The following is a 14696-nucleotide window of genomic DNA, read 5'->3' as shown; positions in this document are numbered from 1 at the left end:
AGAGAATTATTATGCGTAAAATAATCACTCAAGCATCCTTTTATATTCGCAGCAGTTTGATCTTTATCCTTATGCAGATAGTCAGCTTGCCAAACGCTGCAGCACAGGAAGCGAACAATGCGGCAACGCCAACCACTAAAACAGTTGCCCCTACAAGCGATGATGATGGCGAGCACCAAGTAATTATTACCGCACAAAAACGTAGCGAGCAATTACAAAATGCGCCGATCAGTGTGACCGCTTTAGATTCGCACGAGTTAGAAAAAATGGGCATAGAAAGCGTTGCTGATGTAGCGCGCCAAACACCGGGACTGACCGTAGTTTCATCAGGACCTGGCCAAAATATTCTCATCATCCGCGGCATTTCCTCCACGGCAGGAACAGCAGGAACCGTCGGTTATTACTTGGATGACACTCCCATTGCAGCATCCAGCAATGCATCATTATTGTCGTTACGCGGGGTGATAGATCCCTCGATTTTCGACATCGATCAGGTCGAAGTGTTGCGCGGCCCACAAGGCACTCTGTATGGGTCAAGCTCCATGGGCGGAACAGTACGCTATCTCACCAAACAGCCGAATTTCGATACATTCCAGTTCAACCTTGACACCAGCATATCCAAAACCGATGGCGGTGGCTGGAATTACACGACCAACGCCGTTGTTAATATTCCTTTGGTTGAGAATACGGTTGCAGCGAGAATAGCGGTCTTTGACCGGCGGCAAGACGGTTTTATTGATCGCTACACCATCAACCCAACCAATTATCTTACCGCGCCAACGACAGCGCCGACTCAAGAAAATGCCAATTCAGAAAAAACCACCGGGATCCGTGCAATCGTAAAATTCAGGCTGGAAGACGACCTTACCATTGCAGTTTCCGGCATGCATCAAAATACATTCTTAGCAGCGCCTTTTCAGATTGACGTTCCTCCCGGAAATTTAAATTCATTAATACAAACACGCTTAGTACCAGAACCCAGCACGCAAATTTCAACCCTGGCGAATATTTCAGTACACAAAGGCTATGACCAGTTTGAGTTGCTATCCTCGACTTCCTACTATGATCGCAGTGTCGAAATTGCCGAGGACGCGTCCAAGGTGCTGTATTACTTTTATGCACCCGCCCAGCAATCCTACATTTATCCGACTGTCATGACGGGCGATTATATTAATAAGGAATTTACGCAAGAAGTTCGATTTACATCGGACTTTAAAGGCCCGTGGCAAATTATTGGCGGCGCTTATTACCACCACGTAAACGCACCGCTAGCTTCATCTATTCCAACTCCTCCTGGCTACAATGCAACCTTTGGAACCCAGATCGATAGCATCTTTGCCGGAGCCAGACAGGCAACCGTCAGCGAAACAGCCTTGTTTGAAGAAACCTCCTATCGTATTTCGCCTGACCTCACTGCACTAGTTGGCTTGCGCGGATTTCGGGTTAATCAGACTTATGCGCAACAAGTATCTGGTGAGTTTGTTGGCGATGTCGCTTCCAGCGTTACCGGCGTGTCATCCGACACCGGTATCAACCCCAAATTCAATCTTGCATGGCAGATGAACAAAGACGTACTGCTCTTTGCTACCGCATCCAAAGGCTATCGCCCAGGAGGGCCAAATAATCCAGCACCAGCTGCCGTGTGTGGCGCAGAAGTAGCCACCCTCAACCTGAGTAATAGTGCGCTGGTTAAATTTGGGCCGGATACGCTCTGGAACTACGAGTTAGGAGAAAAATCAGCCTGGCTAGACAACTCCTTGCTCGTCGATGCTTCGGTGTATTACATAGACTGGAGCCAGGTTCAGCAGCAAATTGTGTTGCAATGCGGCTTCAACATTACGGCAAATTTTGGCACGGCGACCAGCAAAGGCGCGGAATTAGAAATGAACTACCGCCCAATAAAAAAATTAAATTTACGACTGGCAGGCAATTTTACCCAAGCAAAGTTGGGTAATGATGTGCCGGGAACACCCGCCCAAAAAGGCGACCCATTACTCGATGTACCGCGCTGGAGCGCGTCAACATCGGCCGAATATAGCTTGCTGATGCCAAATGGCATGCCGGGTTTTGCCCGGGTTGATTATTCCTACATAGGAAATTCAATCGCTCTGTATGACAGAACCAGCCCCTTTTATTTAAGCAAAGGATTTTCACTGGTTAATTTACGGGTCGGCAGCCGAAAAATCTCCGAATCAAGCCATTGGGGCGCATCGCTATTTGTTGATAATGTCTTCAACAAAATCGGTGAAACTGGCTTGCCAACCGCAATATCTGCCGACCTGCCAGACACTAGACGTATCGGCATTAATCGCCCACGCACAATTGGGATAAATTTAAAATATCAAATGTAATGAGCCGCTTGAACTCTAACAACGCTTACGGATCATGTAATCCTCCCTGCCACGTCTCCTGCCATATCCAAGAACATCGCGTTTGGTGTAGCATTCATCCTTTATAAATAGAGGATCAGTGAGACGCGATCATGGCAATTAAACTAAGCAAAGAAAATGAAGAGCGTTTATTAGGCTCGATCCAGCGCTTTTTCAAAGAGCATATGGATGAGGAAATTGGCAGCTTAAAATCCACACTATTTTTAGATTTTTGCTTACGAGAATTAGGCCCAAGCATCTACAATCAGGCAATTGCCGATGCGCAATCACATATGCAAGATCGTGTTGCCGAAATGGATATTTCTTGCCATGAGCAAGAAATATCCTACTGGAAAAAATAGATCTCAGTCGGCACTTATCTAACTACATTCCGGAAAAAACTGACTACATTAATAGGGCTTACGTAAAATTGTTCCAGCAAGGAGTGCGCAACGCCGCTGGAGTGACTTTGCGTAAGTCCTATAAATTCAGTCCAAAACATTGCAACTCATCAACGAAGACTACTATGCGTTTAAAAGATACCCGCGCCACCTGGCATTTAGCCTGGCCGATTGCCGTCGGCCAACTGGCCTCTACCGGCACCGCATTTATTGATACGGTTATGGCAGGTCACGTGTCTGCCGGCGACCTGGCCGCGGTTTCTGTTGGCTCCTCAATTTGGGTCACCTTAATCGTGACCATGCTCGGCTATTTGCTGGCGACTAGCCCACTGGTCGCACAAAAAGTCGGGGCAAATGACACCGGCTCCATTTCAGCGCTGACCCAGCAAGCATTAGTACAAGCTTTAATAATCGCAGCACTCGCTTGGATCGCAACCCGCTTACTACTGCCGATTTTTCCACACCTTGGGCTAGAACCATTAATCGCGAATAAGGCAGCAGATTTTTTAAAAGCAATCAGCTGGGGCTTACCGGCCTTTGCACTATATCGGGTGCTATACAGCTATAGCGCGGCATTGAAACATACCAAGCCGATGATGATCATTTCGGTGTTTTGCCTGCTGTTAAATATCCCCGCAAACTGGATCTTAATTTATGGCCATTTAGGTTTCCCAGCAATGGGCGGCGTTGGCTGCGGCTGGGCGACTGCATTTTGCGTATGGGTTAATTTCATCCTGCTTTCCGCGTGGATTTTGCGCACCGACTACTATCAACAAACCCATCCATTCAGGGCTTGGCAAGGCTGGAACTCTGCCGTACAAAAACAGTTATTCAAACTTGGTTTACCGATCGGCATCATGTTTTTAGTCGAAGTCAGTGCGTTTAGTTTTATCGCCTTAATCATCGCCAAACTTGGTACGACGTCAGTCGCGGCACATCAAATTGCGCTCAACTTTTGTTCACTCACTTTTATGGTACCAATGGCAGTCGGCACAGCATTAACCGTGCGGGTTGGCCATGCAGTCGGCGCGAAAAATTTTGAAGAAGCACGTGCAATAGGTCAAAACGGCATCCGCCTAGGGCTATTCATTGCGGTCATGTCAGGCTGCTTGATGATTTTTGGTTCGCATTGGGTATCCCGCTGGTACACCCAAGACGAAGCGGTATTAGCATTGGCCGGGAACCTGATTGTATTAGCAGGCATTTTCCAATTTTCCGACATTACCCAAGTCGTTAGTGCCGGCGTGTTACGCGGCTACAAAGTCACCCGCGTTCCGATGATGATACACATGACTGCGTTCTGGATTATCGGCATGCCGCTCGGTTATTTACTCACTTTTGGCACCGATACTTATCCAGGTTTAGGCGTGCGCGGCTATTGGATTGCGTTAATTATTGCACTCACATTTACTGCGCTGGCCTTGCAATTTTTATTCAGACGCACTAGCCATAGCCAGCTTATTTTGCACAATAATCAACATAACCTCCTTAACCCATGAGTCCCAAACAATACCTTTCCGCGAACCCACCGTTGCCGATACGCGATGGTGTCGCGCCGAGTTATTTATGGCTACAAAAGGGTGAGTGGAGCAGCTTGCTGGAATTTTTAATTCAACGCTTTCCCGATGTGAGCAGTGAGATTTGGCAAAGCCGCATGGCGCGCGGTGAAGTAGTGAATGAAACTGGCGCACCATACTCTGCTACCAGCCCTTATCGCTGGGGCGGACGGATTTTTTATTACCGTGAAATTGAAGCTGAAACGCCGATCCCCTTTGAAGAGCAGATCCTGTTTCAAGATCAGCATATTTTAGTCGTTGATAAACCGCATTTTTTACCGGTGATTCCTACCGGCCGGTTTTTGCATGAAACTTTGCTGGTGCGTTTAAAAAATAAATACCACTTCCATGATCTCACGCCAATTCACCGGCTAGATCGCGAAACCGCGGGCGTAATGATTTTTTCCATCAACCTGGCAAGTCGCGGCGCGTATCAAGCTTTATTCCAGCAACGTACTGTGCAGAAAGAATACGAAGCCTTAGCGCCTAATTTAATCGGCCACGAGTTACCCTTAACTTACCGCAGTCGCATGGCACCCGGCACGCCATTTTTCCGCATGCAGGAAGTACCCGGCATCGCCAATTCTGAAACGCGGATTGAACTTATCGAACAAATCAGCGGGCAAGTAAGCCGCTATCGTCTGCACCCACTAAGCGGGCGCAAACATCAACTCAGAGTCCATTTGGCTGCATTAGGCATTCCGATTTTGAACGATGCCTTCTACCCAATAGCCCTGCCCTGCAAAGCCGACGACATGTCGCAGCCTTTGCAATTACTAGCCCGCTCTATCGGCTTTAACGACCCGATTACGGGCCAAGAACGTTATTTTGAAAGTCAGCGGAAATTAGTTTTTTGAATTGAGAATACTGGAGGTGAAGTGAGGGTTTCGGACTATATATCCCCTGCTCATGAAACGGCTTCACCCTACCAGGCGAAACTCCATAGCGACCCAATGGGAATACTGGAACAGTATTTTTCAATAATCGTCAAAATGACTAAATTTTACGTTGGCACATGTATTACTACCTAAGCATGTAATCCAAACTTCAATTCATCCAAACCAACCTTATTCAACACTAAGTGCGGATACGCACAGACTTACCCAGAACCTGGAAGTAAGCTTTCAGTCAGCAACAAGATTACCTTATTCGATTAGACACATATTCAAGGAGAATCACATGCTCGACTACTCAATTTCACAACCGGAAGGTATCTTGGAGCTGGCTCCTCACACATCATTAAGCAAAGAGGATTTTGACGGGCTTAATACGGCGATAAATGCCTATCTCGCGGATCATACTAAACTGCAAGGTATCTTGATTCATTCCATGGAATTTCCCGGCTGGGAAGACTTCGGTGGGTTGGCTGCCCATATGCACTTTGTTGGTCATCATGACAAGTCCGTCGAACGCGTAGCGATCGTAACGGACAGCCATTTCGCCGGCATAGCAGCATCACTTGGCAACTACCTTACATCAGCCGAAATAAGGCACTTCCCATTTATCGACGACGCCAAGGCACGTCACTGGTTGGAGACCGCCCCTGTGCAATTATCGACAAGTGCGAAAAACTTGCAGTTAACGTCATGAATGCGCATGAAATAAAAGAGGCATTGTTGTGGTGTGTTGCCATTAACTATGCGGTGCTTTTCATCTGGTTTGGAGTCTTAATCCTTGCTCACGACTTACTTTATCGTCTGCATACACGCTGGTTCAAGCTTTCTGTTGAAACTTTTGACTCCATTCACTACGCGGGATTAGCCATTTATAAAATTGGAATCATTCTGTTCAATCTGGTCCCTTTGATTGCTCTTTATTTTTCGTCGTAACGCGATGATAGCGGTACAGAAATTACAAGCCCTAGAGCAGCTCAGTTAGGTTAACGCTGCATGTCGTAGCCAGTCATGTAAACTCACTTCAATATCGCCACACCCTTAATCTGCGCGAACAACGCCATGCCAATTACCAACCCTAATTGTTCTGCCGATTTTCTAGTAATGCGCGCCAACAAACGCGTGCCGCCGGCGTCTAACTCCACCATCACCAAACCCAGCGCATCGCCCTGGATTGCGCTAATTTTCACCGCCAAAGAATTCAAAATACTAGAGCCAATTTGCTGAGTCAATGACAAGCTCACATCACGCGCCTGAATCCGCAAACGTACCGTATTCCCTAATGCAGTTGCGCTATGCGGCAGCCACAATATGCCACCGGAGAATTCAAATTGAGAAAGTTGATAATGCGGATCGTGTGCGATGACTTTCGCGCCAATTAAAGCGGAAGCAGCATCACCGTGGGCAAAAGGTAAGTCAGCGCGGGTTAATAATTCAAACACGCTGCCGCTCGCACGCACTTGCCCAGCGTCCAACATCACAACATAATCAGCCAGACGCGCTACTTCATCGGTAGCATGACTTACATACAACAGCGGAATTTCCAACTCGCTGTGCAGTCGTTCCAGATACGGAAAAATTTCTGCTTTGCGCGGCTCATCGAGCGAGGCTAACGGTTCATCCATGAGTAATAATTTGGGGCTGGTTGCCAAAGCACGGGCGATTGCTACCCTCTGCTTTTCACCGCCAGAAAGAGTCGCTGGAGAGCGATTTAATAGTGGCCCAATCCCTAGCAATTCCACCGCCTGCGATAAAGACACCTTTTGCTCCGCAACCGGAATGCGGCGTAGTCCAAATTCGAGATTGCCTTGAACCGATAAATGCGTAAATAAACTCGCTTCCTGGAATACAAATCCGACCGAGCGTTGGTGCGCCGCCAAAAATATTTTTTGAGTATCGTCCTGCCAAACTGCGCCATTAATGTCGACTCGTCCACGGCAAACAGATTCCAGCCCAGCCACTGCGCGCAGCAAGGTTGTTTTACCTGCGCCAGAGGGCCCGACGATAGCGCTAATTCCAATATTTGGCAGCGATAAATCTATCGCCAGATTGGGCAGCTTTAATTGCAGATGTACGCCGCTCATAACGAGGATTTTCCCGCGGAATTAGTCGGATTGAATTTATACAGTAACAGCAATACCACGAATGAAAACACTAGCATGACAGCCGACAAACTATGCGCATGTGCATATTCCAGCGCATCGACATGATCATAAATTTGCACGGAAACTACCCGGGTTTTATCAGCGATATTCCCGCCTATCATCAGCACTACCCCAAACTCCCCGACCGTATGCGCAAAACCCATCACCGTGGCCGTTAAATAACCAGGCTTGGCTAACGGCAGCACTACAGAAAAAAACGTATCTAACGGCGTTGCACGCAAAGTGGCAGCGACTTCCAATGGCCGCTCGCCGATTGCTTCAAACGCGTTATATAAAGGTTGCACGACAAACGGCATGGAATACAGCATGGAAGCAATCACTAAACCAGAAAACGTGAATGGTAACAAGCCCAGACCCAGTGTTTGCGTCAACTGCCCAAATGCACCATGCGGGCCCATAAATACCAGCAAATAGAAACCAATCACCGTCGGCGGCAGCACTAGTGGCAACGCGACTAAAGTGCGTATTACGTTTTTAGATCTGGATTTGGTGCGCGCCAACCACCACGCTAACGGCGTACCTAGCAAGAGCAAAATAACCGTGGTGAGCGTGGCTAATTTAAGAGTTAACCAGATTGCGCCTAAATCAGCGGCGTCCATTAAAAACGGTATCCGTAAGAGCGAATGATGTTTTTAGCGGCATCGGTTTTTAAATACGCCAACAAGGCTAAAGCGGCCGAATTATCTTTGCCATGCTTGAGCAGAATCGCGTCCTGGCGCAACGGTGCATATAAATTTTCAGGGACTATCCACGCAGAACCGGATTTGATTTGATTGTTTTCCCACACTTGCGACAATGCCACAAAGCCAAGTTCTGCATTGCCGGTAGCGACAAAGGTATAGGTCTGGCCTATGCTTTCACCTTGCACAAATTTGGGCGACAATTCCTTGACCAAATTCAGCGCAGTCAATGTCTCCAGCGCAGCAGCGCCATACGGCGCTTGCTTGGGTGAAGCTAACGCCAAGTGCGCAAAACTGCCGTGTTTTAATATGGCACCTTGCGCATCAACCAAGCCCGCCGCAGCTGACCACAAGACTAATTTGCCGATTGCATAGGTAAATTGACTGCCCGCTACAGCGGCTTGCTCTTGGGCTAATTGGGTGGGAGTAGTTTGATCGGCTGCCAACAAAATATCAAACGGTGCGGCATTTTTAATCTGCGCATAAAATTTGCCGGTTGCGCCAAAAGACAGCAGCGCTTTGTGTCCGGTAGTTTGCTCAAATGCCAGTGCAATCTGCTTCATGGGTGCAGCAAAATTAGCAGCCACAGCGACTTGTACTTCATCGGCAAAGCTGGAGCCAGCCAGTAAAACAAGGCAACAACCAATCAATTTGCGTAACATGGCGATCTCACTTGAGCGAATAAATAGTGCGCCAAATTCTAGCATGTGCGAGGAACCAGCAAGGTGAGATTATTCTGAGATTATGCTGCGTGTGCTAAATCCACCAAGTCGGCAGATTCTAATAACGACTGTACAGCGCGCTCGAATAAGGGCGCCACTTCCACAAACCGGGCCCGCGAACTTTTTAGCATGCGCCGGAACATACGCACACTGATAATCGATGGGGCTTCTTGCCCATTGACCGTCAAAATCAAATTGGACGAATTCGGGCTAATCCAATTCAGGCGGCCTTTAGTTGGCGTTCCTGAGAGATTAATTTCAACAATAACACCGCTACGCAAGCGATCCAGGATGTCAGTTTCACTACCCTCCGCCTCTTTAGCTGCACTATTTTTTTCGATCGCACCGACTGTCGTATAAAACCCGCTCGACGTCGTGTCGAATTCAGTTTCTGGCTCAGACTTAGATACAAATTCTTCTTCATAGTGGTGATCCGGGTCAATCAGCTCTGGCTTCACATCCAGATCTTGCAGCACTCCAACTGCATGCAACTCAAGTTCCAGCTCTCTGATTGCCTCATCTAAAAACGAACGATTGACATCCCCTTTGTATGTCACTGGAAGAGCCGGCAAAGGTTCATCATCCGGATAAACAAACTCATGGAAATGGCGTTGCACTTCAACCAGGGATACGACCGGATCAATACTTGCTGCGGCGCGCATAACGGTGGTGTGCGCATCAACCAACCAATTTAATAATTCTTGCTGATGCTCAGGCAGCCATGCCACCAAGCTCATTCCTTCCCGTAACACAGGAACCAAACCGGGGATAACCTGCAATAACATCGCACGATCATCGTGGCTGGCTTTAGGCAAAATACTCCACAATAAATTAGGCACCAGCAAGCGAAAGCGAGTGGAATCGACATGAGGATTACGCTCTACCCGTTCGATTACATGTGACCAGGTATCCAGCAAAAACCGCCGCAAATACGGTGTAACGGCGATGCCATCCAACATTTTTTCCAGCTTGGCGCTGGCGTGACTAAAACGCTCTGAACGATGTTCGGCATTAATCACTACATTAACTGCCTGCTCCACATTTGTATTCGATGCCAATAATTCGCGCGCAATAAACACATCCAGCTGATCCAGCATTTTGCTAAACAATTCAGGGCTTTCAGAGTCACTGGCTAACAGCTCTTCCACTATCCGACAGATTTCTGCTGAAATCCGCTCACCGGTTGGATCTATCTGCTGGAGTCCGACAGAAATAGAACCGATTCGATTCACCAACAAACGTGCGGGATGACTTTTTTTAGTTAATAACGCCGAATCCATCAGCGCCATTTTGAGCACAGAAAATTGCAAGCGTCCCAATTGAGCGCGTACTTCTGCAGGCACTTGATGATCTTTTAAAATAAACTCAAATAACATCGCAACGATGTCGATGGTCATTTTTTCATGCTGATCTGCCGCCATCGCATTCAGGCTATCGCGGCTCTCAATAATCAGGTTACGTACTTCACCATCCACACCCGTCATCTCACCGGTACTTGGAACCGGTGAATGCAGCGCATGACTCAGCTGCGGCGAAATTGACTTAAAGTGCCCAGCGCCACCAGATTGACCCTGGTCATGCCCTTCACCGTGCATACTATTACCTTGTGCGGCATTACCGTATTCATTGCCACTACTATTACCATGCGCACTAGCGCCGCCGCTTGTTCCACCCAAGAACACACGCCGCAGTGCATCACCGACTTCTTGCGCACCTTCCAGCCAGCCACTGACAGCCGAGCCGGCATGATTCAATAAGCCACCGCCCGAACCTTGCGAGCTTCCATGACTCATGGGTGATGCGGCATGCGAACCACCGGCCATTCCACCGCCTGATCCGCCGAAGCCACCAACGCCGGTTCTTCCGGAACCAGAACTTGCGCCACCACCGCCATTAAAACTGCCTTCATTAAAAGAATCGTAACTAGCACCAGATTGCATTTGCTGCGGATTACCGTGCTTCACCATCTGCAATAAATGCTCAATTTTTCCGGCTTTGTTCGCAGCTGACTCGGCCTTATTTGCCGGATGCGGATGGTGACGCGGATGCGCCGAAGCTTCGTTCGCGCCCACATTCGCTGCATTGCCTTCGGCCTCATAACCGACCGGGTTCGTCAAGTCAGATGGCATGCGTTGCGGTTTAAATTGCAGTTGAGCAGCTACGCCGCATTCAGATAAATGCTGGTTAATTGACTCATAGAGCGAGACGATATTTAGCCCCAATTCTTCGGCCAGTTGGTCAGTTAAAATTACTGCCAGCTCGGCTTCTGCGTTGATCGCCTCAACACCAAGAACGATGGCACGAGTCAGTAAATAAGGACGAAATGGATTTTCGCGCTCGGCAATATCATTGCGCTCAAAAAGGATGGCGATGCGGATATTCAAATCGCGTAATTGTTCTTCAGCTTCACTACGAAAGCGGCTGGTAATAATATCCACCCGCAAGTCATCTTCAAACGTATTGAGATCCATCAACGCCAAAGAACTCGCCTTACCGGCAGTGAAAAAGGAAGGTCTAAAGGTATCGTAAGCTGTCTGAAAACTACGGTTTAGCAATGCTTCAAGTTTGCCGACGATGTTTTTGATCAACGCAACGTCATTGCGCATTAATAAAGTACGCGCATCCAACATATGCCGTTGCATTTGTGAATTAATACTTTTATCGGCTTTATCGTAAAGCTGTTCAAAAGACCGACGCACCACGCCCTCAATCAACGAATTGAATGTTGAGAGGAATGTAGCGCGACTTGAATTAAGTAAAGTATTTCTATCCATTCCCATTTTCCCTGTGCCTACTTATTAAAAAAGAATTTTTTCTGGATTAATTAGTAATGAGTTGACAAGTGTACTTTTAATTAAGCCGGCATGATCAATTTAAGATGCAATTTAACAATATATTTCAAATTGAAACAACAGTTACCAATGTTAAGCGCGAGTTATTTGATGTTGTTTTTTGATAAGGAGTACTTAAAACCAAGGAAGTTTCCTTTGTAAGTTAGTCGCAAAACAGGCAACAAACAAGGTTTTATGTCAGTTAACGTCGATGGGAGTGATGGGAATAGTTAATACTAATGAGCAATTTGGGCTAGCTTAAGGAGCCGATTGAATTTAGGCGATGCCTGCTTGAAGGTGGTGAATGAAAAAAGTTTAAATAAACCCAAACCAGCCTAATAATGCACCAGCACCAATCAGCCATAACATGTGAATACGAGTGCGCCAGATCAGCACTGCGGTAACGATAGTAACTAACCACAAATGCCATTCGCCCTGAGGATGTGAGCTCGCCATAATCCAGCCAGTGGCAATTAATAGCGCAATCACGATTGGCGCTAACCCTTGTTTAAAAGCACGAACAGGACGAAGTCCATTGTTATTGCGCAGCCAGCCCGCCACCAGATAAGTCAGCGTTGTGCTCGGCACTAAAATACCGACCATGGCAATCAAAACACTAAAAAGTCCTGCCGCGACGCTACCTGAATTAATCCCGACATTCCAGGCTAACAAAGCAATAAATAACAGGTTGGGGCCGGGCGATGCTTGCCCGATGGCAATCGACGCATTAAATTGCGTTTCGGTCAGCCAGTGATGCTGCTCGACTAAAAACCGATGCATTTCGGGCAAAGTGGAAATGGCGCCGCCGATAGATAGCATCGACAACATGAAGTAGTGCTGAAATAAATCCAGCCAATCAGACCAATTAAGAGAAATTTGTAACGCTGGCTGCATAGATTCAGGTTTTCAATGCGCGATACGCTGCAATACACGCTATTGGCCCCAGACCCAATAACACGTGCAATAACGGCCAACGTAGCAAGGCTATACAGCCAAAACACATCAAGCCCAAAGTAATACAAAGCGTTTTTCCAAGTGGATTGGATTTAAGCCCGGCAAACAGTTTGAGCCCGGTAGCAATGATTAACCCTGCCGCTACCGCACTCATGCCGCGTATGGCACCGCTAACACCGGGATGCGTCGCGAATTCGGCGTACAACACGCCCAGAATTACGACGATAATTAACGGTACGCACAACATTCCCGCTAAAGCGGCCAGCGCGCCACGCAGGCCAAAATAGCGTGCACCCACCATTAACGATAAATTAACAACATTGGGCCCTGGCATAATTTGCGCCACGGCCCACTCTTCAATAAATTCTTCTCTAGTCAGCCAGCCTTTTTTATCCACCAGTTCGCGCTGAATTATCGCTAACACACCACCAAAACCCTGCAACGCAATTAGAGTGAATGAGTAAAATAAATCAGCAATAGATTGCGGGGCTGGGTGTTGATGAGGCAAGGGGTCTAGCATTGAGTTAGTTGACCGGTTTTTTAACTAAGTCAGTCGTAGCAGGCTTATCTGACTTATTCTCCGCATCATCATTTGGCGTGGTGCCAGGCAGAGGGTGCGCCAAATTTTTTTCAACTAGCGCTCGATCCATTTCTTCCACATTATTTTTGCGCTTAAAATAATTCGCTGCGACTTCGCTTTTTTTAACTGTCGCCAAATCGATACGGCGCTGCTCTTTGGCTTCCAGCATGCAGTGATTCATAAAAAATTTGGTATAGCAGATTTGCTCTTTCTGACGAAACCGCCAGTCTATTTGAGCCCGAGACAAGGCAACCGCTTCCAGCGCTGCATCAGCCTGCTCTACGCTAACAATTGGCGCGACTTCTGGAAAGTTGATCGTCACATTGGTATCGATAACCGGCGGACTGTTTGCGCATGCGCTGCACAACGACACCAAGAGCACGGCGCTAGCGCGCTTAAACCAGTTCATCGGTCGCAGCTCTGGTTTGGCTGTCCATATACTCGCGGGATTGCATTTCAATAATGCGCGAAACGGTGCGATGAAATTCATTGGATAAAGTGCCTTCTGTGTAAAGCTCATCTGCGGCTACTTGGGCCGACATAATGAGCTTAATTTTATGATCATAAAATACGTCAATTAACCACGTAAAGCGGCGCGCTTCAGACGACATGGCGGCGGACAGACGGGGAATGCCAGACAATATCACGGTATGGAATTGGCTGGCAATTTCCAGATAATCATTTTGCGAGCGCGGGCCTCCGCACAAGGTCGCAAAATCAAACCAGATTATGCCGCCGGCACGGCGCAATGCGTGAATTTCACGCGATTCTATGCGCAGCCGCGCATCTTCGTCGGCGACTTCGGCAATTTTTTTATACGCCAGACGCAACGCCGCGTCGGTAGCGGAATTTAATGGCGTCAAATAGACTTCTACCTGCTCCAAAGCGCGCTTGCGGTAATCATTGCCTGAATCAACATTCATCACATCCAACCGCTCATTAAGCAGTTTGATGGTAGGCAACAGGCGGTCGCGGTGCAAACCATCTGGGTACAAAGTATCGGGCTGGTAGTTGGAGGTCATGATAAATGACACGCCATGATTGAATAGCCCCGTCAACAAATTAAACATAATCATGGCATCAGCCACGTCGGAAATATGAAATTCGTCAAAACAGATCAGGCGGTATTTTTTGGCGATTTTGGCTGCGACAATATCTAACGGATTAGCCACACCTTTGAGTTCATCCAACTGCTGATGAACTCCGCGCATGAATTCATGGAAGTGAATGCGGGTTTTGCGTTGCAGCGGTACGACATTATAAAAACTGTCCATTAAAAAGGACTTGCCGCGCCCTACTCCGCCCCACATGTAAACGCCACGCGGAATCTCTGGCGGATTAAGCATCCGCATCAATTTATTGGTACGCCGATTTTTATACGCAAGCCACTCATCAAAGGCAACTTGCAGCCGCTCTACCGCGCGAAACTGTGCTTCATCGGCAGTAAAACCACGCTCAGCGAGCGCGTGCTTGTAAAACTCTACTACATTCATAATTGGTCCAAATTAATGCTTAGTAGGTGGGCACGGTTTTATCGTGCCCACG

At 47.7% G+C, this 14696-nt stretch carries 14 protein-coding genes; 6 read left to right on the top strand and 8 right to left on the bottom strand.

The window, feature by feature from the left end; genetic code table 11:
* The first annotated feature begins 11 nt into the window (after positions 1-11).
* From S2091_RS15550 to S2091_RS15525, 6 genes are all read left to right on the top strand, one after another.
* Positions 12-2351 carry a TonB-dependent receptor gene (locus S2091_RS15550; protein ID WP_243405452.1) on the top strand — a complete coding sequence of 780 codons (2340 nt, stop codon included), beginning with the start codon at positions 12-14 and terminating at the stop codon, positions 2349-2351.
* A 131-nt stretch (positions 2352-2482) separates the two neighbouring features.
* Positions 2483-2731, top strand: coding sequence for a DUF2164 domain-containing protein (locus S2091_RS15545; RefSeq protein ID WP_105532862.1), 249 nt, complete (start codon positions 2483-2485; stop codon positions 2729-2731).
* A 164-nt stretch (positions 2732-2895) separates the two neighbouring features.
* Positions 2896-4269, top strand: a complete 1374-nt coding sequence (locus S2091_RS15540; protein ID WP_105532861.1) for an MATE family efflux transporter — start codon at positions 2896-2898, stop codon at positions 4267-4269.
* Positions 4266-5183 carry a pseudouridine synthase gene (locus S2091_RS15535; RefSeq protein ID WP_105532860.1) on the top strand — a complete coding sequence of 306 codons (918 nt, stop codon included), beginning with the start codon at positions 4266-4268 and terminating at the stop codon, positions 5181-5183. Before S2091_RS15540 ends, S2091_RS15535 begins: the two co-directional genes overlap by 4 nt.
* Positions 5184-5505: 322 nt before the next feature.
* The gene (locus tag S2091_RS15530) at positions 5506-5916 is read left to right on the top strand and encodes a SpoIIAA family protein (RefSeq protein WP_105532859.1); all 411 of its coding nucleotides are present in this window, start codon (positions 5506-5508) and stop codon (positions 5914-5916) included.
* Positions 5913-6155: a DUF6868 family protein gene (locus S2091_RS15525; RefSeq protein WP_105532858.1), complete on the top strand. Its 243-nt coding sequence runs from the start codon at positions 5913-5915 to the stop codon at positions 6153-6155. Before S2091_RS15530 ends, S2091_RS15525 begins: the two co-directional genes overlap by 4 nt.
* Positions 6156-6238: 83 nt before the next feature.
* Here the strand turns inward: S2091_RS15525 and modC are convergent, their stop codons facing one another.
* From modC to zapE, 8 genes are all read right to left on the bottom strand, one after another.
* Positions 6239-7303, bottom strand: coding sequence for a molybdenum ABC transporter ATP-binding protein (modC, locus tag S2091_RS15520; protein WP_105532857.1), 1065 nt, complete (start codon positions 7301-7303; stop codon positions 6239-6241).
* Positions 7300-7983, bottom strand: coding sequence for a molybdate ABC transporter permease subunit (gene modB, locus S2091_RS15515; RefSeq protein ID WP_105532856.1), 684 nt, complete (start codon positions 7981-7983; stop codon positions 7300-7302). Before modB ends, modC begins: the two co-directional genes overlap by 4 nt.
* Positions 7983-8726, bottom strand: coding sequence for a molybdate ABC transporter substrate-binding protein (modA, locus tag S2091_RS15510; protein WP_105532855.1), 744 nt, complete (start codon positions 8724-8726; stop codon positions 7983-7985). The genes modB and modA overlap by 1 nt, the downstream gene beginning before the upstream one ends.
* Before the next feature lie 80 nt (positions 8727-8806).
* Positions 8807-11560 carry a DUF1631 family protein gene (locus S2091_RS15505; protein ID WP_165795003.1) on the bottom strand — a complete coding sequence of 918 codons (2754 nt, stop codon included), beginning with the start codon at positions 11558-11560 and terminating at the stop codon, positions 8807-8809.
* Positions 11561-11932: 372 nt separating this feature from the next.
* Positions 11933-12511: a chromate transporter gene (locus S2091_RS15500; RefSeq protein ID WP_105532853.1), complete on the bottom strand. Its 579-nt coding sequence runs from the start codon at positions 12509-12511 to the stop codon at positions 11933-11935.
* Positions 12512-12515: 4 nt separating this feature from the next.
* Positions 12516-13091, bottom strand: a complete 576-nt coding sequence (locus S2091_RS15495; RefSeq protein ID WP_105532852.1) for a chromate transporter — start codon at positions 13089-13091, stop codon at positions 12516-12518.
* A 4-nt stretch (positions 13092-13095) separates the two neighbouring features.
* Entirely contained in the window at positions 13096-13560 is a 465-nt protein-coding gene (locus tag S2091_RS15490; protein ID WP_105532851.1) for a hypothetical protein, read from the bottom strand.
* Positions 13547-14644, bottom strand: a complete 1098-nt coding sequence (gene zapE, locus S2091_RS15485; RefSeq protein ID WP_105532850.1) for a cell division protein ZapE — start codon at positions 14642-14644, stop codon at positions 13547-13549. The genes S2091_RS15490 and zapE overlap by 14 nt, the downstream gene beginning before the upstream one ends.
* Between the last annotated feature and the right edge of the window lie 52 nt (positions 14645-14696).

The sequence above is a fragment of the Solimicrobium silvestre genome (genome assembly GCF_002976435.1).
GTDB lineage: Bacteria > Pseudomonadota > Gammaproteobacteria > Burkholderiales > Burkholderiaceae_D > Solimicrobium > Solimicrobium silvestre.
The sequence above is the reverse complement of the archived record's forward strand: the minus strand, read 5'-3'. Positions and strand labels throughout refer to the sequence as shown.

Coding starts and splice junctions, on each gene's coding strand:
- S2091_RS15550 (WP_243405452.1), top strand. CDS start 12: ATGCGTAAAATAATCACTCAAGCATCCTTTTATATTCGCAGCAGTTTG.
- S2091_RS15545 (WP_105532862.1), top strand. CDS start 2,483: ATGGCAATTAAACTAAGCAAAGAAAATGAAGAGCGTTTATTAGGCTCG.
- S2091_RS15540 (WP_105532861.1), top strand. CDS start 2,896: ATGCGTTTAAAAGATACCCGCGCCACCTGGCATTTAGCCTGGCCGATT.
- S2091_RS15535 (WP_105532860.1), top strand. CDS start 4,266: ATGAGTCCCAAACAATACCTTTCCGCGAACCCACCGTTGCCGATACGC.
- S2091_RS15530 (WP_105532859.1), top strand. CDS start 5,506: ATGCTCGACTACTCAATTTCACAACCGGAAGGTATCTTGGAGCTGGCT.
- S2091_RS15525 (WP_105532858.1), top strand. CDS start 5,913: ATGAATGCGCATGAAATAAAAGAGGCATTGTTGTGGTGTGTTGCCATT.
- modC (WP_105532857.1), bottom strand. CDS start 7,303: ATGAGCGGCGTACATCTGCAATTAAAGCTGCCCAATCTGGCGATAGAT.
- modB (WP_105532856.1), bottom strand. CDS start 7,983: ATGGACGCCGCTGATTTAGGCGCAATCTGGTTAACTCTTAAATTAGCC.
- modA (WP_105532855.1), bottom strand. CDS start 8,726: ATGTTACGCAAATTGATTGGTTGTTGCCTTGTTTTACTGGCTGGCTCC.
- S2091_RS15505 (WP_165795003.1), bottom strand. CDS start 11,560: ATGGATAGAAATACTTTACTTAATTCAAGTCGCGCTACATTCCTCTCA.
- S2091_RS15500 (WP_105532853.1), bottom strand. CDS start 12,511: ATGCAGCCAGCGTTACAAATTTCTCTTAATTGGTCTGATTGGCTGGAT.
- S2091_RS15495 (WP_105532852.1), bottom strand. CDS start 13,091: ATGCTAGACCCCTTGCCTCATCAACACCCAGCCCCGCAATCTATTGCT.
- S2091_RS15490 (WP_105532851.1), bottom strand. CDS start 13,560: ATGAACTGGTTTAAGCGCGCTAGCGCCGTGCTCTTGGTGTCGTTGTGC.
- zapE (WP_105532850.1), bottom strand. CDS start 14,644: ATGAATGTAGTAGAGTTTTACAAGCACGCGCTCGCTGAGCGTGGTTTT.